Annotated in this window: 23 protein-coding genes and 1 pseudogene; 22 read left to right on the forward strand and 2 right to left on the reverse strand. The window is 68.9% G+C overall.

The features are described 5' to 3' along the window. The 13 genes and pseudogenes from WDW90_RS21595 to WDW90_RS21655 all read left to right on the forward strand — a co-directional run. Positions 1-356, forward strand: a pseudogene (locus tag WDW90_RS21595) (dihydroxy-acid dehydratase domain-containing protein); the annotation flags it as partial. A 91-nt stretch (positions 357-447) separates the two neighbouring features. Then, the gene (locus tag WDW90_RS21600) at positions 448-1,431 is read left to right on the forward strand and encodes a LysR substrate-binding domain-containing protein (protein WP_336489526.1); all 984 of its coding nucleotides are present in this window, start codon (positions 448-450) and stop codon (positions 1,429-1,431) included. A gap of 143 nt (positions 1,432-1,574) precedes the next feature. After that, positions 1,575-1,970 (forward strand): PaaI family thioesterase, encoded by a 396-nt coding sequence (locus WDW90_RS21605; protein WP_336489527.1) that lies wholly within the window; start codon positions 1,575-1,577, stop codon positions 1,968-1,970. A gap of 420 nt (positions 1,971-2,390) precedes the next feature. Beyond that, positions 2,391-3,752, forward strand: a complete 1,362-nt coding sequence (locus WDW90_RS21610) for an MFS family transporter (RefSeq protein ID WP_336489528.1) — start codon at positions 2,391-2,393, stop codon at positions 3,750-3,752. Between the two features lie 60 nt (positions 3,753-3,812). Further along, on the forward strand, positions 3,813-4,427 hold the full coding sequence (locus WDW90_RS21615; protein ID WP_336489529.1) for a thiamine pyrophosphate-binding protein: 615 nt from the start codon (positions 3,813-3,815) through the stop codon (positions 4,425-4,427). Further along, a complete protein-coding gene (locus WDW90_RS21620) occupies positions 4,415-5,011 on the forward strand; it encodes a thiamine pyrophosphate-dependent enzyme (protein ID WP_336489530.1) in 597 nt (198 codons plus the stop codon). Before WDW90_RS21615 ends, WDW90_RS21620 begins: the two co-directional genes overlap by 13 nt. A gap of 80 nt (positions 5,012-5,091) precedes the next feature. Next, on the forward strand, positions 5,092-6,576 hold the full coding sequence (locus WDW90_RS21625) for an aldehyde dehydrogenase (protein ID WP_336489531.1): 1,485 nt from the start codon (positions 5,092-5,094) through the stop codon (positions 6,574-6,576). A gap of 43 nt (positions 6,577-6,619) precedes the next feature. Continuing rightward, a complete protein-coding gene (locus WDW90_RS21630) occupies positions 6,620-7,783 on the forward strand; it encodes an acyl-CoA dehydrogenase family protein (protein ID WP_336489532.1) in 1,164 nt (387 codons plus the stop codon). Beyond that, on the forward strand, positions 7,783-8,898 hold the full coding sequence (locus WDW90_RS21635) for a CaiB/BaiF CoA transferase family protein (protein WP_336489533.1): 1,116 nt from the start codon (positions 7,783-7,785) through the stop codon (positions 8,896-8,898). Before WDW90_RS21630 ends, WDW90_RS21635 begins: the two co-directional genes overlap by 1 nt. After that, complete coding sequence (locus WDW90_RS21640; RefSeq protein ID WP_336489534.1) at positions 8,895-9,761, forward strand: HTD2 family dehydratase; 867 nt, start codon at positions 8,895-8,897, stop codon at positions 9,759-9,761. The genes WDW90_RS21635 and WDW90_RS21640 overlap by 4 nt, the downstream gene beginning before the upstream one ends. A gap of 43 nt (positions 9,762-9,804) precedes the next feature. Then, positions 9,805-9,957 (forward strand): hypothetical protein, encoded by a 153-nt coding sequence (locus WDW90_RS21645; RefSeq protein WP_336489535.1) that lies wholly within the window; start codon positions 9,805-9,807, stop codon positions 9,955-9,957. 36 nt (positions 9,958-9,993) lie between these two features. After that, positions 9,994-10,254 (forward strand): hypothetical protein, encoded by a 261-nt coding sequence (locus tag WDW90_RS21650; RefSeq protein ID WP_336489536.1) that lies wholly within the window; start codon positions 9,994-9,996, stop codon positions 10,252-10,254. Positions 10,255-10,268: 14 nt separating this feature from the next. After that, positions 10,269-10,547 carry an alpha/beta fold hydrolase gene (locus tag WDW90_RS21655; RefSeq protein WP_336489537.1) on the forward strand — a complete coding sequence of 93 codons (279 nt, stop codon included), beginning with the start codon at positions 10,269-10,271 and terminating at the stop codon, positions 10,545-10,547. Positions 10,548-10,780: 233 nt separating this feature from the next. Here WDW90_RS21655 and WDW90_RS21660 read toward each other — a convergent pair whose 3' ends face one another. After that, positions 10,781-11,641 carry a universal stress protein gene (locus WDW90_RS21660; protein ID WP_336489538.1) on the reverse strand — a complete coding sequence of 287 codons (861 nt, stop codon included), beginning with the start codon at positions 11,639-11,641 and terminating at the stop codon, positions 10,781-10,783. Positions 11,642-11,769: 128 nt separating this feature from the next. Here WDW90_RS21660 and WDW90_RS21665 point away from each other — a divergent pair, with 128 nt between their 5' ends. The 6 genes from WDW90_RS21665 (at position 11,770) to WDW90_RS21695 (ending at position 17,908) form a co-directional block, all read left to right on the forward strand. After that, positions 11,770-13,692, forward strand: coding sequence for a heavy metal translocating P-type ATPase (locus WDW90_RS21665; RefSeq protein ID WP_336489539.1), 1,923 nt, complete (start codon positions 11,770-11,772; stop codon positions 13,690-13,692). Positions 13,693-13,794: 102 nt separating this feature from the next. After that, positions 13,795-14,607: a universal stress protein gene (locus WDW90_RS21670; protein ID WP_336489540.1), complete on the forward strand. Its 813-nt coding sequence runs from the start codon at positions 13,795-13,797 to the stop codon at positions 14,605-14,607. Then, positions 14,607-14,810 (forward strand): hypothetical protein, encoded by a 204-nt coding sequence (locus WDW90_RS21675; RefSeq protein ID WP_336489541.1) that lies wholly within the window; start codon positions 14,607-14,609, stop codon positions 14,808-14,810. The genes WDW90_RS21670 and WDW90_RS21675 overlap by 1 nt, the downstream gene beginning before the upstream one ends. Positions 14,811-15,277: 467 nt before the next feature. Continuing rightward, on the forward strand, positions 15,278-16,825 hold the full coding sequence (locus WDW90_RS21685) for a PAS domain S-box protein (RefSeq protein ID WP_336489542.1): 1,548 nt from the start codon (positions 15,278-15,280) through the stop codon (positions 16,823-16,825). Further along, entirely contained in the window at positions 16,815-17,423 is a 609-nt protein-coding gene (gene fixJ / locus WDW90_RS21690) for a response regulator FixJ (RefSeq protein WP_336489543.1), read from the forward strand. Before WDW90_RS21685 ends, fixJ begins: the two co-directional genes overlap by 11 nt. A gap of 92 nt (positions 17,424-17,515) precedes the next feature. Further along, positions 17,516-17,908, forward strand: coding sequence for a response regulator transcription factor (locus tag WDW90_RS21695; protein ID WP_336489544.1), 393 nt, complete (start codon positions 17,516-17,518; stop codon positions 17,906-17,908). A gap of 527 nt (positions 17,909-18,435) precedes the next feature. Here the strand turns inward: WDW90_RS21695 and WDW90_RS21700 are convergent. Beyond that, positions 18,436-18,753: a phasin family protein gene (locus WDW90_RS21700; RefSeq protein ID WP_336489545.1), complete on the reverse strand. Its 318-nt coding sequence runs from the start codon at positions 18,751-18,753 to the stop codon at positions 18,436-18,438. A 304-nt stretch (positions 18,754-19,057) separates the two neighbouring features. On the opposite strand from WDW90_RS21700, the gene WDW90_RS21705 reads away from it, so the two are divergent. From WDW90_RS21705 to WDW90_RS21715, 3 genes are all read left to right on the forward strand, one after another. Beyond that, entirely contained in the window at positions 19,058-19,426 is a 369-nt protein-coding gene (locus WDW90_RS21705; protein ID WP_336489546.1) for an SPW repeat protein, read from the forward strand. A 91-nt stretch (positions 19,427-19,517) separates the two neighbouring features. Further along, positions 19,518-19,742, forward strand: coding sequence for a hypothetical protein (locus WDW90_RS21710; protein WP_336489547.1), 225 nt, complete (start codon positions 19,518-19,520; stop codon positions 19,740-19,742). A gap of 121 nt (positions 19,743-19,863) precedes the next feature. Continuing rightward, positions 19,864-20,556, forward strand: a complete 693-nt coding sequence (locus WDW90_RS21715) for a helix-turn-helix domain-containing protein (protein ID WP_431311094.1) — start codon at positions 19,864-19,866, stop codon at positions 20,554-20,556. The last annotated feature ends 93 nt before the right edge of the window (positions 20,557-20,649 follow it).

Raw genomic sequence — 20,649 nt, forward strand, 5'->3', positions numbered from 1 at the left:
CCCGGATGTCCGGCACCGCCTTCGGCTCGATCGTGCTGCATGTGGCGCCTGAAGCCGCGATCGGCGGTCCGCTCGCGGCGGTGCGCGACGGCGACCGCACCCGCCTGTCGATTCGCCAGAAGCGCGTGGACCTCCTGGCGGAACCCGACGAGATCGCCCGGCGCCTGGCGGGCCACCGGCCGCCGCCCCAGCGAGGCTACAAGGCCCTCTACCGCCAGACCGTTACGCAGGCGCCCCACCGCTGCGACTTCGATTTCCTCGCAAGCGAGGCTCGGAACCGTCGAAGATCTCCGGGCGCCCGCTCCAACGGGCGCCCTGTGCCGCGAGCAGCGGTCGACATGGCATCTGGGCAATGATCCGTGATGTCGGCTACCGCGCCGCCTTCCCCTGTTGCATGAAGCCTAGCATGCTGCCTCGGACGGATCGGCCGGCCCATCCCCTCCGGCCATGCAGCACAGCGGGCTCATGGATATCTCGCAACTCAGGACCCTGGCCCACATCGCCGAGCTAGGGAGCGTCAGCAAGGCAGCCGACCGACTGAACATAGCGCAGCCTGCTCTGAGCCGTCAGATCCGCCTCTTGGAGCAGGAACTCGGGACCTACCTGTTCGAGCGCCATGGCCGCGGTATGGTCATCACCGATGTCGGCCGCGAGGTTCTCGCCCATGCCGTACGCATCATGGCCGAGATGGATGCGATCCGCGACACGGTCGCGGCCGGCCGGACCTCCTTCCGTGGCTCCATCTCGATCGGGACGACGCCGACCGTCGCCGAGATCGTTACCGTCCCCCTGGCGACCCGCCTTCGGCAGGAACACCCGAACCTCTCGCTGCGGCTGTCCTCGGCCTATAGCGGGCACATCCTCGACTGGCTGCAGCGGGGCCAGATCGATGTCGCCGTTTCCTACAACCCCAGCCGCTCGCACACCGTGCGCATCGTCCCGATCATGCTGGAGAGCTTGCTCCTCATCACCGCGGGACAGCGTCGACTCGGAGAAACCGTCCCGTTCTCGCGGCTCGCCGAAGAAGAACTCGTGCTCCCAAGCCCCGGGCACATGCTCCGTGACATTGTGGACAATTGCGCCCGTCGTGCCGGCATCCGCATTCGCACCGTGATCGAGGCTGACTCATTCCAGACCTTGATCAACCTCGTACGCACCGGCCTCGGCGCAACGGTCCTGCCGTTGGCTCCGATCTACACGATGGTGGAAGCGGGCGTTCTCTCAGCCTCGCGGCTCACGGATCCCGCGCCGACACGCGAACTCGTCGTCGCCTACGCTGCCGACCGCCCGGTGAGCCTCGCCGCCCGCTTCGTCGGGCAGACGATCGTCGAGATCGCGATGGATCTTGCGAGACGCGGCATCTGGGTCGGGCAGGTGCTTGAACCGGCGAAGGAACTCACAGAACAAGCCCACCCTGAACCGTCTCCTTAGCGCGGAGATCTACCGTTTATTCGAAAGCCCTCTTACCCCATGAGGCGCTCGTCCGTGTTAATGCACCCGGCGACAGAGGGCCGGTTCGCGGTGCCACTACCCCGTGATGTCCGGCGCCAATCAGATCTAGGGAACAGAGATCCATGCCGGAGACGGAGCGGACGATCTTCGGCGCGAAGATTCCCTTTGCGGACCATTGCGGAATCGAGGAACTCGGCGTCGCAGAGGGACACACACGCTTGCGGCTGGCCCTGGGGCCCGAGCACACCAACAATCTCGGGATCGCGCATGGCGGCATCATCTGCACGCTGCTCGACATCGCCATGGGCACGGCCGCCCGCCTCAAGGCGCAGCGCCCGGTGCTGACCCTCGACCTGCAGGCGCGCTTTCTCGCTCCCGGACGCGGGCTCCTCACGGCCGAGGGCTTCGTGGTCCGGGCCGGACGCTCGGTCCTGTTCTGCGAGGCCACGATTACGGCTGAGACGGGCGAACTGATCGCCACGGCGAGCGGTCTGCTCAAGCCCGTGGCTCAGTCTTGAGGACGGGACGGCGACTGAAGCAACCGGAGCCTCTCGAGCCCCGGAGCGATAGAAATCCGGCATATCTGCTAGATGCCGCCCCCCCTTCGTATGGCAAGAAATTTCCGGTAGATTGATGGCTGTTCCTCAATGATCAGGCAACTTGGAGCACGCCAAGTCTAGGTTTCTGACAGCGGAAGACCCGACTGAATATTGATCATCTTTGCCGTCCGTGGATTTCAGTTAGCGGTCGAGTTCCCCGCGGATAAACAGGAGTGCGCGATGGCCTGAACGGCTGTGGTCGCGCCGTAACATCGAATCTCCAGGCTCGCACCTCAGGCGCCGCATCGCTGTGCGGCGCCGATGTCAGCGCGCGCCTCAACGCCAAGAGCCTCGGCGGCAGCGCACGAGAGCCGGCACAACCAATCCAGGGAGGTCATCATGGCCGAGAGCGCCATCATCGGCGGCACGACAGATCTGAGCGAAGCGGAGAAACATACGCCGCGGAGTCGGATCGCTTCGATCGCCGGCGCCTGCGCCGGCAATCTCGTCGAATGGTACGATTTCTTCGTCTACGCCTACACGTCGATCTATTTTGCGGCCGCCTTCTTTCCGGCCGGCGACCAGACGACCCAACTCCTCGCGACCGCGGCCGTCTTCGCCGTTGGGTTCTTCATGCGCCCACTTGGCGGCTGGCTCTTCGGCTACATCGCCGACACCAAAGGCCGGAAGATCTCGATGATCATCTCGGTCGCCATGATGTGCGCCGGGTCGCAGCTGATCGCCTGCCTTCCGACCTACGGCACGATCGGGTTCGCCGCGCCGGCGCTCCTCATCCTCGCGCGTCTCGTGCAAGGCCTATCCGTCGGCGCCGAGTATGGGACGGGAGCGACCTATCTCGCCGAGGTCGCCGGACCGGGCCGGCGCGCCTTCTACGGGTCCTTCCAGTACTTCACGATTATCGCGGGCCAGCTTCTCGCGCTCCTGACGGTGACCGCCCTGCAGCACCTTCTGTCGGCGGAGGACCTCAAGGCCTGGGGTTGGCGCATCCCCTTCGTGATCGGCGCGCTCGGCGCGATCGTGGTCTCGGTGCTTCGCCGTTCCATGCACGAAACCGCGACCGCCAAAAGCATGCATCGCAAGGAGGCAGGCTCGATCAAGGGGCTGATGCGCCACAAGCGGGCGGTGCTGCTGGTGCTGGCGATCACCATGGGTGGCTCGCTCTACTTCTACACCTTCACCACCTACATGCAGAAGTTCCTTGTCCTTTCGGCGGGCTTCAGCGCCACCACTGTCAGCTTCATCATGACTTCGGCCATGGTGTGCTACATGGTCGCGCAACCGATCTTTGGCCTGCTGTCGGACAAGATCGGTATCAAGCGCAGCATGCTGCTCTACTCGACCTGCGCCGTCGTGCTCGTCGTACCGATCCTGCTCTCGATCCAGTTTACCCGTAGTCCGCTCGTCGCTTTCTCCCTAGTGCTGGCAGGTCTTCTGATCGCGTCCTTCTACACGCCGATCGCAGGCCTCGTGAAAGCCGAGCTCTTTCCGGCCGAGGTCCGTGCGCTGGGTGTCGGATTGCCCTACGCGATTGCCAACGCGATGTTCGGTGGGACGGCCGAGTACGTCGCGCTGTCGCTCCGGACGGCCAGCGTCGAACAGTACTTCTTCTTCTACGTCGCCTTCATCAACGGCATGGTGCTGCTCGCCTCGATCGCGCTGCCGCATCTCGACCGGCACGGCTACCTCGATGGCGACGGCGAGATCGAAGCCCGGACCGGCTTCCGCAGCGCTCGCGGCTAGGCATTGGAAGCCGCCGACGCCGCCCGAAGCTAGATCGGTTCGGCATCTCTCATTTCGCAAATGGATATTGGGCCGATTTCGATCGGCCCTTTACAAAAGCCCCAATATATCTTCGTTAGACCGGAGGACCAAGTGGCAACAACAGATCAAAGTACAGACGGCGGTCACGACTGGCAGAGCGATGTGTTTCGCGTTCTCCGCGAGCACGATGTGAAGCACATCGTCTACGTTCCGGACGCAGGCCATACGACCGCGATCCGCCTCGCTGAAGCCGACAACGAGATCAACTCCGTGGTGCTGACCACCGAGGAGGAGGGCATCGGATACCTCGCCGGCGCATGGCTCGGGGGCGAGAAGGGAGCCCTGCTGCTGCAGTCGAGTGGCGTCGGCAACTGCATCAACACCCTGGCGCTGCAGGTCTGCGCCCGCTTCCCGCTGCTGATGGTCGTGACCATGCGCGGCGACTGGGCCGAGTTTAACGCCTGGCAGAACCCGATGGGCCAGGCGACCGAGGCTTCGCTCAAGCTGATGGGCGTGATGACCTGGCGCGCTGACGATCCGAAGGAAGTTGCGCCCCTCCTGCACGGCGCGGCCACCATGGCCTTCAACGGCGATTCCGCCTGCGCGCTGCTTCTCGGACAACGGCTGATCGGAGAAAAGAAATGGGTGAAGTGAACGCGGGCGGCGCCCTTGATCGCCGCAAGGTCGTCGCGCGGCTGCTCGACGGCCGCAAGGACCTCCTTATCGTCACCGGTCTCGGCTCGGCCTCCTACGACGTGATGGCGGCGGGCGACCACGACAACAACTACTATCTCTGGGCCGCCATGGGCTCCGCCGCGATGGTCGGTCTCGGCCTTGCCAAGGCGACGCCGGACCGTTCCGTGCTCGTCATCACCGGCGACGGCGAGATGCTGATGGGCCTCGGCGCGCTCGCGACCATCGCGGTCCAGGCGCCGCCGAACCTGACCATCGCGGTGCTCGACAACGGGCATTTCGGTGAGACCGGCATGCAGGTGAGCCACGCAGGGCGCGGCATCAACCTCGACCGGGTCGCGGAGAGCTGCGGCTTCGCCTGGACCGCGGAGATCCGCGAGATGGGCCAGGTGGAGGACCTGCGCACGAGCCTCGGCGCCCGTCGGGGTCCGACGCTCGCGACCATTAAGGTCGTGGCCGAGAACCTGCCCCGCGTCCTGCCGCCGCGGGACGGCGTCTACATCAAGAACCGCTTCCGGGCTGCGCTCGGCCACGTGCCGATCTGAGCCCGACGCCTCGCGCGGCACGGCCCTAGATCGTGGCGCGCGGGGCTCCAGAGGCTCCGGGAGGAACAAGGAGAGGCAGGATGACGCTCGAACGTTTCCGCAACACCGTGGCAGGCCGTCCGTGCGAGAGCGCGACCGGGCGCTGGTTCACCACCGCCAATCCCTTCGACGGGCGCGACTGGGCCGAACTGCCCCGCTGCGGGCCGGAGGATGCGGAAGCCGCGATCGAGGCAGCGCACGCCGCCTTCACCAAGGGCCCATGGCCGGCGATGACCGCCACCAACCGCGGCAAGCTCCTGCGCCGCCTCGGTGACCTCGTGGCACGCGACGCGGAGAAGCTCGCGGCAATGGAGGTGCGCGACAACGGCAAGCTCTACGCGGAGATGCTCGGCCAGCTCCGCTACATCCCGGAATGGTTTCACTACTACGGCGGGCTCGCCGACAAGATCGAGGGCGGCGTGCTGCCGCTCGATAAGCCGGACGTGTTCACCTACACCAAGCGCGAGCCGCTCGGCGTGATCGTCTGCATCACGCCGTGGAACTCGCCCCTGATGCTGCTTACCTGGAAGCTCGCCCCGGCACTCGCGGCGGGCAACACCGTGGTGATCAAGCCCTCCGAGTTCACCTCCTGCTCGACGCTCGCCCTCATGGAGCTCGTGCGTGAGGCGGGCTTCCCCAACGGCGTCGTCAATACCGTGACGGGCTACGGCGCCGAGGTCGGACCGTCGCTCTGCGAGCACCGCCACGTCGCCAAGGTCGCCTTCACGGGCGGAGATGCGACGGGTGCCGCCGTCTATGCGGCCGCCGCTAAGGGCATCAAGCACGTCACGCTCGAGCTTGGCGGCAAGTCGCCCAACATCATCTTCGCCGACGCCAACCTTGACCACGCGGTCAAGGGCGCGATCTCAGGGATCTTCGCGGCCTCGGGCCAGACCTGCATCGCCGGCTCGCGGCTCCTGGTGCAGCGCTCGGTCTACGAGGAAGTCTCACGTCGCATCGTGGACTTCGCCTCGCAGGCCAAGCTCGGCAACCCGATGGAGGCGGCCACCCAGGTCGGGCCCATCACCACGCAGCCGCAGCGCGAGAAGGTCCTGTCCTACATCGACGTCGCCCGCAGCGAGGGCGCGCGCTGCCTGCTCGGCGGCGGCAAGCCCGAGGCGCCGGAACTGGCGCAAGGCTGGTTCGTGCAGCCGACGATCTTCGGCGAGGTCTCGAACAGCATGCGCATAGCGCAAGAGGAAGTGTTTGGTCCCGTGCTCTCGATCATCCCGTTCGAGGACGAGGACCACGCCGTCGAGATCGCCAACGACAGCCTCTACGGGCTGGCTGCCGGCATCTGGACGACCGACATCCGCCGTGCCCTGCGGCTGCCCGACCGGATTCGGGCCGGCACGGTCTGGGTCAACACCTACCGGGCGGTCAGCGTGATGGCGCCCTTCGGCGGGTACAAGCGCAGTGGCATCGGCCGCGAGAACGGCCAGTCGGCGATCGATGAGTACCTGCAGACCAAGAGTGTCTGGATCAACCTCGCCGAGGACGTGCCCAACCCCTTCGTGATGCGCTGAAGCGCAGACGGCCGAACAAACGCAAAATCCCAGGGAGAGAGCGATGCAGACGATCGACGAGGGTCAGCACCAGGACATCCGCGACGCGGTGCGGGCGCTCTGCGCCGATTTCCCGGCCGAGTACCACCGTCGGATCGACGAGGCCCGCGGCTACCCGGAGGCGTTCGTCGACGCCCTGACCGGGGCGGGCTGGATGGCGGCCCTGATCCCCGAGGAATACGGCGGCTCCGGCCTCGGGCTGACGGAAGCCTCGGTCATCATGGAGGAGATCAACCGCTCGGGCGGCAATTCCGGCGCCTGCCACGGGCAGATGTACAATATGACCACGCTCGTCCGGCACGGCTCGGATGAGCAGCGGCGGCGCTACCTGCCGAAGATTGCGGCTGGCGAACTCCGGCTCCAGTCGATGGGCGTGACCGAGCCGACCGCCGGCACCGACACGACCCGGATCAAGACCACCGCCGTGCGCAAAGGCGACCGCTGGGTGATCAACGGCCAGAAGGTCTGGATCTCGCGCATCCAGCACTCCGACCTGATGATCCTGCTCGCGCGCACCACGCCGCTCGATCAGGTCAGGAAGAAGTCGGACGGATTGTCGATCTTCCTCGTCGACCTGCACGAGGCGAAAGAGAAGGGCATGAGCGTCCGGCCGATCCTCAACATGGTCAACCACGAGACCAACGAGCTGTTCTTCGACGACCTCGAGATCCCGGCCGAGAACCTGATCGGCGAGGAGGGCTGGGGCTTCAAGTACATCCTCACGGGGCTCAACGCCGAGCGCGCGCTGATCGCGGCCGAGTGCATCGGCGACGGCTACTGGTTCATCGACAAGGTCTCGGCCTACGCCAAGGAACGCACGGTGTTCGGCAGGCCGATCGGCCAGAACCAGGGCGTGCAGTTCCCGATCGCGGAGAGCTTCATCGAGGTCGAGGCGGCCAACCTCATGCGCTACGAGGCCTGCCGCCTCTACGACGCGGGCGAGCCCTGCGGGGCGCAGGCCAACATGGCGAAGTACCTCGCCGCCAAGGCGTCCTGGGAGGCGGCCAACGCCTGCATCCAGTTCCACGGCGGCTTCGGCTTCGCGGCCGAGTACGACGTCGAGCGCAAGTTCCGCGAGACGCGCCTCTACCAAGTGGCGCCGATCTCGACGAACCTGATCCTCTCCTACGTCGCCGAGCACATCCTCGGCCTGCCGAGGTCGTTCTGATGACCGGTCGTCTTCCCCTCGACGGTCTCACCGTTGTCACCATCGAGCAGGCGGTGGCAGCACCCTTCTGCTCCTCGCGCCTCGCCGACGCTGGCGCCCGCGTGATCAAGGTCGAGCGGCCGGAGGGCGACTTCGCCCGCGGATACGATGACGTCGCTCCCGGCGGTCAGAGCAGCTACTTCGTGTGGCTCAACCGCGGAAAGCATTCGGTCGTGATCGACTTGGCGACCGACGCCGGCAAGAAGGAACTCCGCGCGCTCGTCGCGCAGGCCGATGTGCTGATCCAGAACCTGAAGCCGGGTGCGCTCGATCGATTGGGCTTCGGCATCGAGGATCTCTGCCGCGAATTCCCGCGCCTGATTGCCTGCTCGATCAGCGGATACGGGGAGACCGGACCGCTGGCCTCCCGCAAGGCCTACGATCTCCTGATCCAGGCGGAGTCCGGCCTGTCCTCGATCACCGGCGGACCCGAGGCGGCAGCCCGCGTCGGCATCTCTATCGTGGACATCGCCACAGGCGCGACCGCGCACGCGGCGATCCTCGAGGCGCTGATCGCCCGCGGCATCACGGGCCGGGGTGCCGACATCCGGGTCTCGATGTTCGACGTCATGGCCGATTGGCTGGCCGTGCCGCTCCTCCATCAGGAGGGCGGGCGCCCGCCGAAGCGGATCGGACTCGCGCATCCCTCGATCGCGCCCTACGGCGTGTTCGCGACCCGCGACGCCAAGCCGATCCTGATCTCGATCCAGAGCGAGCGGGAATGGAAGAAGTTCTGCGCCGTGTTCCTGCGCGAGCTAGGCGCAGCAACGGATCCACGCTTCTCCACCAACGTCGCCCGGACGAAGAACAGGCTTGAGACCGACTCCCTGGTCGCCCGCGTCTTCGCCGAGCTCGGCGAGGACGAGGCGGTGGCCCGCCTGACAGAGGCCGACGTCGCCTTCGCCTCGGTGAACGACATGGCGGCTCTCTCCGGCCACCCGCATCTGCGTCGGATCAGCGTCGAGACGCCGGCCGGTCCGGTCACCTTCCCGGCACCCGCCGCAATCGTGCGCGGCGAGGAGCGGTGCTACGGCCCGGTCCCCGCCCTCGGTGCCTCGACAGGAGGAAGCCGATGACGGCCCCGGATGCCGACCTCGCGCATCTGCGCGGCTGGATCGGTCGCGAGGAGACGCACCCCGCCGAGGTCACGGAAGACCTCGTCGCCCGCTTCCACGCCACCCTCGACCGACCGGGCGCCCCGCCGCGCCGTGGCGAGCCCGCGCCGCGGCTGATCCACCACTGCCTATCGTCGCAGACGGTGCCGACAGCGACGCTCGCAGAAGACGGGCATCCGCAACGCGGGGGCTTCCTGCCGCCGGTGCCGCTGCCCCGTCGGATGTGGGCGGGCAGCACGGTTCGCTTCCACCGCGACATCCACGTCGGCGACATCGTCGAGCGCCGCTCGTCCATCGCCGATGTCTCCCTGAAGCAGGGGCGCACCGGCCCGCTCTGCTTCGTCACCGTGGAGCACGCGCTCTCGGCCGGCGGCGAGCCGGTGATCGGCGAGCGCCAGGACATCGTCTATCGCGGAGCCGAGAGCGGCGTGCCGGTGCAGGCCGCCGCTGCGGAGCTGGGCCGCCACAGCCGCACGCTCGAGCCGAGCGCGCCACTGCTGTTCCGCTACTCCGCGCTTCTGTTCTTCGCCCACCGCATCCACTACGACCGCCGCTACGCGATGGAGGTGGAGCATTATCCGGGCCTCGTCGTTCACGGGCCGCTCCAGGCGGTCCTGCTCCTGAACTTCGCCGCCGACCTGCGCGGCGCACCTCCGGACCGCTTCAGCTTCCGCAGCGGAGCGCCGCTCTTCGACGACGGACCATTCACGCTCAACGCCGACGAATCCGGCGATGGCCTGACCCTCTGGACGGCGGGCCCGGGCGGCACTCCTGCCATGCGTGCGGAGGCGGGCTCGGGCGAGGCGCTCAGGGGCGCGGCATGATTCCGCTGGTGCTGCTGCCGGGTCTGCTCAACGACGCCGATCATTGGCGCGACCGGATCGCCGCGCTCGGCGAAATCGCGCAGAGGCCCAGGTCGGCGACATCACCCGCGGCAACGATGTCGGCACGATCGCCGAGCAGGTCCTGGCCGAGGCGCCCCCGCGCTTCGCCCTGGCCGGCTTCTCCCTCGGCGGCTAGGTCGCGCAAGAGATCCTGCGGCGCGCGCCCGAGCGGGTGACGCGGCTCGCGCTCCTCGACACCGCCTTTCGTCCCGACGACCCCGATCGCGCGGCGGGCCGCCGGGCCCTCGACCGGGCGGCCCGGGCCCCCGGCCGCTTCCACGGCTTCGGCGACCGCCTGCTTGCCAGTTATCTCGACCCGGCGCATCTGACGGACGAAGTCATCGTCTCCCGGGTCCGGGCGATGACCGAACGCCTCGGCCCCGAAATCTTCGTGCGCCAGAACGCCGTCGCTCGGACGTGCTCGCCGCCCTGACTTGCCCGGTCCCCGTGCTACGCGGCGAGGCCGACGCGATCACGCCCCTGGCCGAACATCGCGCCATGGCGGCCCTCATCCCCGGCGCCAAGCTCGCGATCGTGCCGGGCGCCGGGCACATGACACCGATCGAGAAGCCTGAAGCCGTCGCGCGGGCCCTGCGCGACTGGCTGCTCGCCTGGCCGAACGTATCCTCGAAGCGGCTTTCGATACCTGATGGTCTGCCGCACGCCACAAACCGATGGTTGAGGCGATTATCGCCCTGGTCGAGACGGGTGCGTGAGCCGGCGTGAAGAACCGCTTCCGAGCATCAAGCTGCTCTTCATCGGGGATGAGCTGAAGTTCCGCTATGGGCGCGTTGCTGTCCAAACGACGCGCGAACTCCTGACCCCTTCCGGACCTTGCGCTCCATCCCTCCGAAGGTCGGCTTAGGGGCGAGAAGCAGAAGTGCCAGCGGCGGTCACAAGCACGACGGTTGGCGGCCCGGACCAATTGCCCAATTTGCGCGAGCGAGTTCGGACACTCGTTAATGAGCCAGGAACAGGGGCACTGCACTCTGGGCTAGCAGCGATTGCGTCGCTCCGCCGAGGAACCACTCGCGCATGAGCGAGTGCCGGTAGGCGCCCATCACCACCATGTCGGCCCCGAACCGCTTGGTCGCCCTGCGCAGGGTCTCGGCGACGTCGACCTCGACCGGGCGGTCGTCGACCGTGACCTCGACGCCATGGCGCGCGAGGTGTGGGGCAAATTCCGCGCCGGGCACCGTCGACAGCAGCCGCTCGGTTTCATCGACGCAGACCACCGCGACCGCCTCTGCTCCACGCAGGAACGGCAGCGCGTCGTTCGCCGCCCGCGCCGCCTGCGCGCCGCCGTCCCAGGCGACGACGATCCGGCGGGCCCGGAAGGTGTCCCAGCCCGGGGGCACCACGATAACCGGGCGCCCGCTCTCGAAGAGCACGCCCTCCATCAGGTCGCGGTCCGGCATCGCCGCGGAAGGCTCCGCGTCGAGAACCGTCAGGTCGTGCAGGCGGGCGCGGGCTGAAAGCCGCGCGATGAGCTCGTGATACGGAAGGGACGGCGCCTCGGTCGTGCAGGTGACGCCCGCTCCTGCCGCGTTCCCCGCCACCCTCTCCGCAGCGTGCCGAGCGAGGGCGGCCAGGCGACCGTTCTCGGCGCCGATGATCTCGTCGGCGAACCCGCACAGCGGCAGGCCGGTGGCCATAAATCGGAGCGCGGCCGACTGCACGGTGAGGTGGGCGCCCGCGTCCCGCGCCAGCGTCAGGCCGTAGCCCAGGGATGCCGCGGTCTCGTCCCCGCAGCCCTCCTCCGTGATGCCGACCAGGATATCGCGGATGCCCGCGAGAGGGAGGGACGACGGGAGTAACATGGGAGCGCTCCGTGCGATTGCCTCGGCTATCTCTCCCGGTGTGCCCGGCGGCGCGTTGATCCATCGCAAGGTCCTACGGCTAGGATGAGCGCACCTCGGAAACGCAACAAACGGAGGCGATCCCAACGATGACGACGGCGGCCGTGGGCTCAACCGAGACGGGATGGTCGGCTGTCGCCGGATGGGTGCTGCGCCTGCGGGGATGGCTGACGGTCTTGCCGCTGGCCGGCCTCTGCGCCGGCCTGTCGGCGCAGGCGCTCGGCCGGGCGGACGTCGCGGCGGCGGCTTGGACGCTCGCGACCCTGGCGGTCCTCGCCGTCCTCGCGACCCAGGTCGTGATCAGCCTGACGCGGGGCGATGTCGGGCTCGACCTCGTCGCCCTGCTCTCGATGGGCGGCGCGCTGGTCCTGTCGCAGCCCCTGGCCGGCGCCGTGATCGCCCTGATGTACGCCGGCGGTCAGTCGCTCGAAGCCTACGCCGCGGGTCGCGCCGGGCGAGCGATGACGGCGCTGATCGCGCGCCAGCCCCGCACCGCCCTGCGCGAGGAGGCCGGTGCCTTGACGGAGGTACCCCTCGCGGCTCTCGTCCCCGGAGACCGCATCCTGGTGCGCGTCGGCGACGTCTTGCCGGTCGACGGCCGGGTCGCCGCGGGCCGCGCTATGCTCGACCGGTCGAGCCTCACCGGCGAGGCGCTGCCGGTCGCCTTCGAGGCGGACGATGCCGTGCTCAGCGGCAGCGTGAACGTGGGGACGCCGTTCAAGCTGCTCGCCGAGCGGCTCGCGGCCGATAGCACGTATGCCGGCATCATCCGGCTGGTCGAGGCAGCCCAGGCCAGCAAGGCGCCGATGGCGCGCATGGCCGACCGATACGGCCTCGCCTTCCTTGGCCTTACGCTCCTGCTGGCCGGAGGCGCCTGGGCCGCCACCGGCGACGCCGTGCGGGCACTGGCCGTGCTGGTCGTCGCCACGCCGTGCCCGCTCATCCTGGCCGTGCCCGTCGCGCTCGTCTCCGCCCTGTCGCGCGCCGCCGGCATCGGCGTCCTCATCAAGGGCGGCGGCGCCCTGGAGACGCTGGCCAAGATCCGCGTCCTGGTGGTCGACAAGACCGGCACCCTGACCCATGGCACCGCCCGGCTGACCTCGGCCCGGGCCCTCGCCCCGTTCGGCGAGGCGGAGGCCCTGAGGCTGGCCGCCTCCCTCGACCAGGCCTCGGGCCATCCGATAGCGCGAGCCTTGGTCGAGGAGGCGCGCCGGCACGGCCTGGGTCTGTCGCAACCCACGAAGGTCACGGAGTCTCCCGGCGAAGGCGTGAGCGGCTGGGTCGAGGGGCGACATGCCCTCGTCGGCGGGCCTCGCCTTATGCAGATCCACGGCGTCCGCTTCCCGCCAGCGGACGGTGCACAACGCGTCGCCGCGGCGGCGGCAACGGTGTTGGTCGCCGTGGAGGGCGCGCCCGTCGCCGTACTGGAATTCTCGGACCCGTTGCGGAACGACGGAGGCGGGACCCTCGCGGCGCTGCGCGCGTGCGGCATCGAGCGGGTGGTGCTGGCGACCGGCGACCGGCGCGCCGTCGCGGAGGCCCTCGTCGCCGGCCTGCCCGTCGATGCCGTCGCAGCCGACCTCGACCCGGCGGCCAAGACGGGGACGGTGGCCGCCGAGCGACGGAACGGCCCCGTGATGATGGTCGGCGACGGGGTCAACGACGCGCCGGCCCTCGCGGCTGCGGACCTCGGCGTGGCGCTCGGCGCCCGCGGTGCGGCGGCCGCGGCCGAGGCCGCGGACGTCGTCCTGCTCGTCGATAGCCTCGCGCCGCTGCCAGAGGCCATCCGCATCGCCAGGCGCGCCCGCGCCATCGCCCTCCAGAGCGTCTGGGTCGGCCTCGGGCTGTCGCTCTCCGGCATGGTCGCGGCGGCGCTGGGGTACCTCACGCCCCTCCAGGGCGCCCTGCTCCAGGAAGCCATCGACGTCGCCGTCATCCTCAACGCCATGCGCGTGCTCGGCGGCTGGGCCGCTCGCGAGCCGTCGGCGCAGGGCGTCCCGCAAGCGACGTGAGGCCAGCCAAGCGTCGCCCGGCGGCTTGCGCTGGATCAAGGTGGGCGGCGCTACCCGAGCCCAGGCTTCCTCAGTCGGAACCGACCCGCGACGGAGGTGGCCATGTGCTACGCGAACATCCTCGTTTCCGCCGACCTCGGAAACGGGGCTCCGGAGCGCATACGGCTCGCCGCCGGTCTCGCCAGGCGCTTCGAGGCCACCCTCACGGGCGCGGCTGCCCACAAGGTGCCGGCGCCCATCCTGGTGCGCGACCTCGACGACGCCATCGAGCAGGAGGAGCGCAACAAAGCGCAAGTGCGTGAGATCTTCGAACAGGCGCGCGCCCTGTTCGAGCGCAGCGCCGGCGATGGGACCCGCACGGAGTGGCAAGCCGCCCTCGCCGGACCCGTCACGCATCTCGTCGAGCAGGCGCGTGCCGCCGACCTCGTCGTGGTCGGCCGGCGCGGGCCGGAGGACGAGGACACAGGCCCTCTCGGCGTGCCGCCCGGGCCCGTGCTGATGGAGGCGGGCCGGCCCGTCCTCGTCGCGCCGCCGCGGCTCGTCCACATGAAGGGCACCCGCATCGTCGTCGCCTGGAAGGACGGGCCGGAGGCGAGGCGCGCGGTGACGGCGGCGCTGCCCTTCCTCCGCGACGCGGACGAGGTCTTCGTCGCGACGGTCGGAGCCGATGCGCGGCATGAAGGAGCGGAGGCGGTGACCGGCCATCTCGCGCGACACGGCGCCCACGCCACCACCCACCTCCTGCGGGCGGTCGGGAGCGAGGGCCGTGAGATCCTGGACTTCGCCATGCGCGAGGACGCCGACCTGATCGTGATGGGCGCTTTCGGCCATTCCCGACTGCGGGAGTGGATCTTCGGTGGCGTCACCCGCGATGCCCTCGAACGCTCCCCGGTCTGCTGCCTGATGTGCCACTGATGCGCGGGCACGACCTACTCGTTGGCACCGCTGCCTCCTTGGGCCTGCTCGTCGTCTCGCCCGTCGCGGCCCGGGACGCCTTGGCGGCACGGGGCGAGGCATTCGCGCGCGAGCACTGCGCCCGGTGCCATGCGGCCGGCTCCAGGGCGGCGAGCCCGATGCGCGAGGCACCGCCCTTCCGCACGCTGAGCGTCCCCGGCTGAGCGTTCCGCGTTGGAGCGGGCCAGCGCGTTGAGGCGACGGTCGACGAGCGCGATGCCCTCGTAGTGGAAGTCGCCGAGCCGGGCATCGTCGCCCGAGAGGTGCCACGAGGCCGACTGCACGATCAGGTGCGCGCCGGCGGCCTTGGCCAGCGTCAGGCCGTAGCCGATAGCCGAGGAGGCTTCCTCGCGTTCGCCCTCGACGGCGGTGCCGACGAGGACGTCGCGTATGGCGGCGAGCGGGGATGGGGAGTTCTCTTGCTTGGGTCGTCTCCGGTCCCGAGCCCCACGGTTCGACCCGTCCCGGGCCGGCGACCTTGATCCACCTCAAGAGCCGGCCCGGCCGAACGATTGTTCGTGACCCTTAACATGGAGTAGCCTCACGGACGCGAAGTCGGGATGTCGTGCGGGTCACTTGCACCGGGGCGTCCACCGCCGCGGCTTGGGGCCAATTCCCCAGGTGGTGAACGATGACGAACCCCATCGCCTCCCTCGAATCATATCAAGTCTCGGAGACATCGACCGGCGACGAGCTCCGGCAGACCCTCGACGAGGTGGGCATCTGCATCTGGTCGCTGGACATTCCAACCGGCCGCGCCACGGTCTCCCCGACCTGCGCCCGCCTCTTCGGCGTCCCAGCCGAGGAGCTGACCACCTTCGCCGCCTCCCAGGCGCTCGTGCATCCGGAAGACCGACAGGCCCGGGCTGACGCGATACAGCGCGCGCTGCGAGAGGGCGGCAGCTACGAGGTCGACTACCGCGTCGATCGGCCGGACGGGCATGTCTGCTGGTTGCGCTCGCGCGGACGGGTGCAGCTCGACGGGAGGGGGAGTCCCTTCCGGCACCGAGGCGTCGTGCTCGGCATCGACGAGCAGAAGCAGGCCGAGATGGAGCTCCGGGCACGCGAGGCGCATCTCCAATCCATCCTCGACACCGTGCCAGAGGCCATGGTCGTCATCGACGAGGCGGGTCTCATCCACTCGTTCAGCGCGGCGGCCGAACGCCTGTTCGGCTACCCGGCCGCCGAAGCGGTCGGGGAAAACGTCCGCATCCTGATGCCTGAGCCGATGCGGGGCGAGCACGACGGCTACCTCGACCGCTACCGGCGGACGCGCGAGCGCCGCATCATCGGCACAAACAGGGTCGTGACGGGCCAGAGGCGGGACGGCTCGACCTTCCCGATGGAATTGGCCATCGGCGAGATGCGCTCGGGCGAGCAGGTCTACTTCACCGGCTTCATCAACGACCTGACCGAACGCCACAACACCCAGGCGCGCCTCCAGGAGCTCCAGGCCGAGCTCGTGCACGTATCCCGCCTGAGCGCGATGGGCGAGATGGCCTCGACGCTCGCCCACGAGCTGAACCAGCCGCTCGGGGCCATCAGCAACTACACGAACGGCTGCAAACGTCTCCTGGCCCACCCCGACCCCGCGGCCATCGCTAAGACGATGGAGGTTCTCGACAAGGCCGCCGAGCAGGCGCTGCGGGCCGGGCAGATCATCCGCCGCCTGCGCGAGTTCGTCGCCCGGGGCGAGACGGAGACGCGGGTCGAGCCGGTCGCGCGGCTGATCGAGGAAGCCAGCGCCCTCGCGCTCGTCGGCGCCCGCGAGCAGGGGGTTACGGCACGCGTCGCGCTAGCCCCGAACACGAACCCGGTCCTGGCCGACCGGGTGCAGGTGCAGCAGGTGCTGGTCAACCTGTTGCGCAACGCCCGCGAGGCCATGCAGCACGGCGAGCGGCGCGAGTTGACCATCGACGCGCGTCCCGCCGGGCCGGAGACCGTCGAGATCGCCGTCTCGGACACCGGGCCAGGTATCTCGGACGAGGTCGCAGATCGGCTGTTCCAGCCCTTCGTCACGACCAAACAGGGCGGGATGGGTGTCGGTCTGTCGATCTGCCGCACCATCGTCGAGGCGCATGGCGGCCGCTTGTGGGTCGAGCGCAACGACGCCGGCGGGGCGACCTTCCGGCTGACGCTGCCGGCCGCGCACAACGGAGACCTGGGCCATGGCGGCTGACCTTGTGCACGTGGTCGACGATGACCCGGCCATGCGGGATTCGGTCGCCTTCCTCCTCGATACGGCCGGCTTCGAGGTGCGGCTCTACGAGGCCGGCACGGAACTGCTCGGGCAACTCCCGAAGCCCTCCCGGGGCGCCATCCTGACCGACATCCGCATGCCCGGCATCGATGGGCTGGAACTGCTCCGGCGCCTGCGGGCGGCCGGCCAGAACCTTCCGGTCGTGATGATGACGGGGCACGGGGACGTACCGCTGGCCGTGGAGGCGATGAAGCTCGGGGCTTGCGACTTCATCGAGAAACCCTTCGATGACGAGGCGCTCCTGCAGGCGCTGCGTTCCGCGCTGGAGCGAGGCAGGTCGGTCGCGGCGGTCGACCCCGGCCTTCAGGAGTTCGTGCGGCGGGTCGGAACCCTGAGCGAGCGCGAGCGGCAGGTGCTGAATCACCTGGTCGCCGGCGGCACCAGCAAAGAGATCGGGCGCGCACTCGACATCAGCCCGCGCACCGTCGAGATCTACCGGGCCAAGCTCATGGCCAAGACGCAGGCCGCGAACCTGCAGGAACTGGTGCGATGGGCGGTATTGGCCGGCCTCGCGTGAGGTGGGCTTGAGGCAGGTCAAGGCGAGCGCCCGGGTTCCTCTCGCAAGATGTCGGCTTAGAACCGCCCGAACACCACGCCCCGGCGACCGTCATGCCGTCAGATCCTTCCAGACTCATCTACGTCGTCGACGACGACCTGGCCGTCCTGCACTCCACCCGCTTCCTGCTTGAGAGCGAGGGCCACCAGGTCGAGACCTTCGCGGACGGACGGGAGTTGCTTGCGGCCTTCCCCGGCCCGAGCCCGGCCTTCGTGCTGCTCGACCAGGTCATGCCAGGGATGAAAGGCCTGGAAGTGTACGCGAGGCTGCGGGACGTCGACGTCCACGTTCCCGTGGTGCTGATCACCGGACACCCCGACCCGGGCATCCGCACGCGGGCGCGTCCCGCGGGCGTGCCCTTGATCGAGAAACCCCTCGCGTTCGATGCGCTCTTGGCGATGCTCGCCGCCGACGGGGCCGCCACGGGCCCCGCCCTTCAGGTTTGATCAGCACCCCGAAGGCAGCCCGCCGCGGGACTTCGCGGGCGCGGCGGCTCGCGCGGAACGGCCCAGGGCGCAAAGCGCGGGGCACGGCGTGCGCTTTCCCCGTTCCGGCTGACCCGGGATGCTGACAGGCGGCGCGAGCCCGGCCTTGATCTGGCGCAAGCCGGACGGGGTTTCTCAGGCCCCGTGTCGGGAGTATTTGTGCGCCAGAGTCTCGCAGGGATGGTGGAAGAGGTAGTAGCCGAACGCCGCGGTGGCCTCCCACGCCGGGTCGGGTTGAAATCCGAACGGCAGACTCTCATCCTCGCGCACGTTCGCGCCGAAGTCTCAAGCGCCCGGACGGACGAAACAGGGGACCAGCATGGCCTCGCGCACGGCGCAGCATACCCCCGGTTCAAGCCGGTGCTGGAACACCCGATAGAGGGTCGGCGGAGGTCGGATGGCCGGCATCGGGCCCTCTTGCTGGTGCGGCGCCCGGAGAAAATCGAGACGGGAGCGCCGGAGCCGCGTGCGACACCGGCGAGCTCGTCTCAGGCCGCCTTGGCGAGTACCGCCTCGGTGACGTCGTGCGACAGGGTCGTCGCCTCCGTCTGGTAGTCGGCCACGCCCTTGGTCAGGAAGGCGGCCTGGAGCTCGACGGCGGCCTGGAGCGAGCCGCATCCGGCCAGGGCCGCGAGATGCTCCGCCTGCGCCTGGATGCGGTACCCCGTGAACCGCATCGTCTCCGCGGCGATGCGCAGCGGCAGGTCGATTGCGAAGACGCGCCAAGTGCCGATGCCGGTCTTGATGACCTCGGCGGGATCGGTAAGCGGCGAGGGCTGAATTTGCGTCACGTGCTCGGAATGCATGGGAAACTCCGTGTCATGGCATGCCGACCATCAGAGATTGCTGCGAACTCACCGGCCTTGATCCAGATCAAGCAAGAGAATTCGATGACCGATGCGATGTTTTCATAAAAATCCCAATAAATTGCCAAGCTGACCCAAGTAGAACGAATACTGGGTTCTCCACCGTCTTGAGCCAGATCAATGCCTTGCTCCCTGACCACGGGAACCTTGGTCCATGGAAGGCGGCAGGCCGTCTGCCGCTCGGTCCCGGCGCCCGGTGCTGCGGCCCCCAGCCGCCGGGGCCATCCTCCGCAAGGAGAAACCGATGCGCTCCATCGAGAACCGGACCGAAGACACGGTCCTGAACTCGCTCAACGTCCTGCTCGGCGTCGCCCTGCTCATGACGCCCTGGTACCTGGGATTAGGGAGCGAGACCGCCGCAGCGCGCAACGCCTTCGCCAGTGGCGTCGCCATCGCCATCATCGCGGTGCTCGCCATCAGCAAGTCCTACGACTGGGAGGAATATATCAATCTCGCCATCGGCCTATGGGTCGCCGTCGCCCCCTGGGCGCTCGGCTTCGCGCACAGCGGGTCGCCCATGTGGGCGCACCTCGCGATCGGGCTCGCCGTGGCCGTCCTGGCCGCGTTCGAGCTGTGGCGGCTTTATCGGGCGCCCGAGGCTCGCTCCGTCTGAGGCGCCATCCAGCGCCAGCGAGGCCGCGTCGGCAAGTTGCCTGGCAGGGCCTCGCCCAGGACCTTTGATCCGTCCCCGCCGGAGCGGCGCCATGACCCTCGACCCCCTCGCGCTCGCGGTGGCCGCCTCGTTCACCGCCGGCTGCGCGTCCATCCACGCCCTGGGCCGCCATGCCGACGCCGTCACGCTCGTCCTGGGCCTGCTGGCCTACGGGCTCGCCACCGAGTTGGGCTCCTTGCTCGCGGGCCGCAACGGCATCGTCGTGCTGCCCGACCCCGTGCACGCATGGGGACTCGTGGCGGCCGCGAACATCTGAGCGCCGCGGCACGCCTACGTAGTTGCCCTTAAGCGGACTTGCTTAAGCGAGCGCCCGGAATTTCGCGGCCGGCAGCGCGGGGCCAATCTCCGCTCATCCGATACGGGTGAGGAGCGACGAGATGACCACCGAGTACACGCTACCGATGCCCCCGCACGCAGCGGCCGGCCATCCCGCTCCCGTTTCAAGCGTGAAGGGCAGTATCCTGTTCGCGGGGTGCCCCGATCTCGTCGGCACGCCCTTCTCCTACACCCGCGAGGAGGAGATCTATGGCGAGGGCGAGGAAGCCGAGTTCGTCTACAGGGTCGTCGGCGGCGCGGTGCGCACCCACAAGGTGCTGAGCGACGGCCGCCGCCAGATCACCGGCTTCCACTTGCCCGGTGATCTGTTCGGGTTCGAGCAGGGGGAGACCCACCGCCACACGGCCGAGGCCCTCGCCGACACCAAGATCCTGATTTTCAGGCGGCGCCAGGTCGAGCGCGCCGCCACCGACCGGGCGGAGGTCGCCTGTCTGCTCTGGGGCATGGCGACGAACAATCTGCGCCTCGCCCTGGACCTCACACTCCTGCTCGGGCGCCGTTCGGCGACGGAGCGCGTGGCCGCCTTCCTGATGGAGGTCGACGAGCGCCTGGGCGGCAGCGGGACCTTCGCCCTGCCCATGACCCGGCGCGACATCGCCGATTACCTCGGACTCACCATCGAGACCGTGTCGCGCACCATCTCGCAACTCGAAGAGGACGGGGCCCTGCAGCGCGACGGCGGCCGGCAAGTCAGCCTGCGCCGAGCCCAGCTCCGCCGCGTGGTCGAGGACTGAGCCGGCCGCCAACGAAGGAGGGGCGCATGTCGCGAGAGATAGACCGAGCCTGGTGCCATGTCCTCGCCGCCGCTGCATTGCCGGTCGCCGCGA

This window comes from Methylobacterium nigriterrae, assembly GCF_037106235.1.
In the GTDB taxonomy this organism is placed as follows: Bacteria; Pseudomonadota; Alphaproteobacteria; order Rhizobiales; family Beijerinckiaceae; genus Methylobacterium; species Methylobacterium nigriterrae.

Coding starts and splice junctions, on each gene's coding strand:
- WDW90_RS21600 (WP_336489526.1), top strand. CDS start 448: ATGCAGCACAGCGGGCTCATGGATATCTCGCAACTCAGGACCCTGGCC.
- WDW90_RS21605 (WP_336489527.1), top strand. CDS start 1,575: ATGCCGGAGACGGAGCGGACGATCTTCGGCGCGAAGATTCCCTTTGCG.
- WDW90_RS21610 (WP_336489528.1), top strand. CDS start 2,391: ATGGCCGAGAGCGCCATCATCGGCGGCACGACAGATCTGAGCGAAGCG.
- WDW90_RS21615 (WP_336489529.1), top strand. CDS start 3,813: ATGGATATTGGGCCGATTTCGATCGGCCCTTTACAAAAGCCCCAATAT.
- WDW90_RS21620 (WP_336489530.1), top strand. CDS start 4,415: ATGGGTGAAGTGAACGCGGGCGGCGCCCTTGATCGCCGCAAGGTCGTC.
- WDW90_RS21625 (WP_336489531.1), top strand. CDS start 5,092: ATGACGCTCGAACGTTTCCGCAACACCGTGGCAGGCCGTCCGTGCGAG.
- WDW90_RS21630 (WP_336489532.1), top strand. CDS start 6,620: ATGCAGACGATCGACGAGGGTCAGCACCAGGACATCCGCGACGCGGTG.
- WDW90_RS21635 (WP_336489533.1), top strand. CDS start 7,783: ATGACCGGTCGTCTTCCCCTCGACGGTCTCACCGTTGTCACCATCGAG.
- WDW90_RS21640 (WP_336489534.1), top strand. CDS start 8,895: ATGACGGCCCCGGATGCCGACCTCGCGCATCTGCGCGGCTGGATCGGT.
- WDW90_RS21660 (WP_336489538.1), bottom strand. CDS start 11,641: ATGTTACTCCCGTCGTCCCTCCCTCTCGCGGGCATCCGCGATATCCTG.
- WDW90_RS21665 (WP_336489539.1), top strand. CDS start 11,770: ATGACGACGGCGGCCGTGGGCTCAACCGAGACGGGATGGTCGGCTGTC.
- WDW90_RS21670 (WP_336489540.1), top strand. CDS start 13,795: ATGTGCTACGCGAACATCCTCGTTTCCGCCGACCTCGGAAACGGGGCT.
- WDW90_RS21675 (WP_336489541.1), top strand. CDS start 14,607: ATGCGCGGGCACGACCTACTCGTTGGCACCGCTGCCTCCTTGGGCCTG.
- WDW90_RS21685 (WP_336489542.1), top strand. CDS start 15,278: ATGACGAACCCCATCGCCTCCCTCGAATCATATCAAGTCTCGGAGACA.
- fixJ (WP_336489543.1), top strand. CDS start 16,815: ATGGCGGCTGACCTTGTGCACGTGGTCGACGATGACCCGGCCATGCGG.
- WDW90_RS21695 (WP_336489544.1), top strand. CDS start 17,516: ATGCCGTCAGATCCTTCCAGACTCATCTACGTCGTCGACGACGACCTG.
- WDW90_RS21700 (WP_336489545.1), bottom strand. CDS start 18,753: ATGCATTCCGAGCACGTGACGCAAATTCAGCCCTCGCCGCTTACCGAT.
- WDW90_RS21705 (WP_336489546.1), top strand. CDS start 19,058: ATGCGCTCCATCGAGAACCGGACCGAAGACACGGTCCTGAACTCGCTC.
- WDW90_RS21710 (WP_336489547.1), top strand. CDS start 19,518: ATGACCCTCGACCCCCTCGCGCTCGCGGTGGCCGCCTCGTTCACCGCC.
- WDW90_RS21715 (WP_431311094.1), top strand. CDS start 19,864: ATGACCACCGAGTACACGCTACCGATGCCCCCGCACGCAGCGGCCGGC.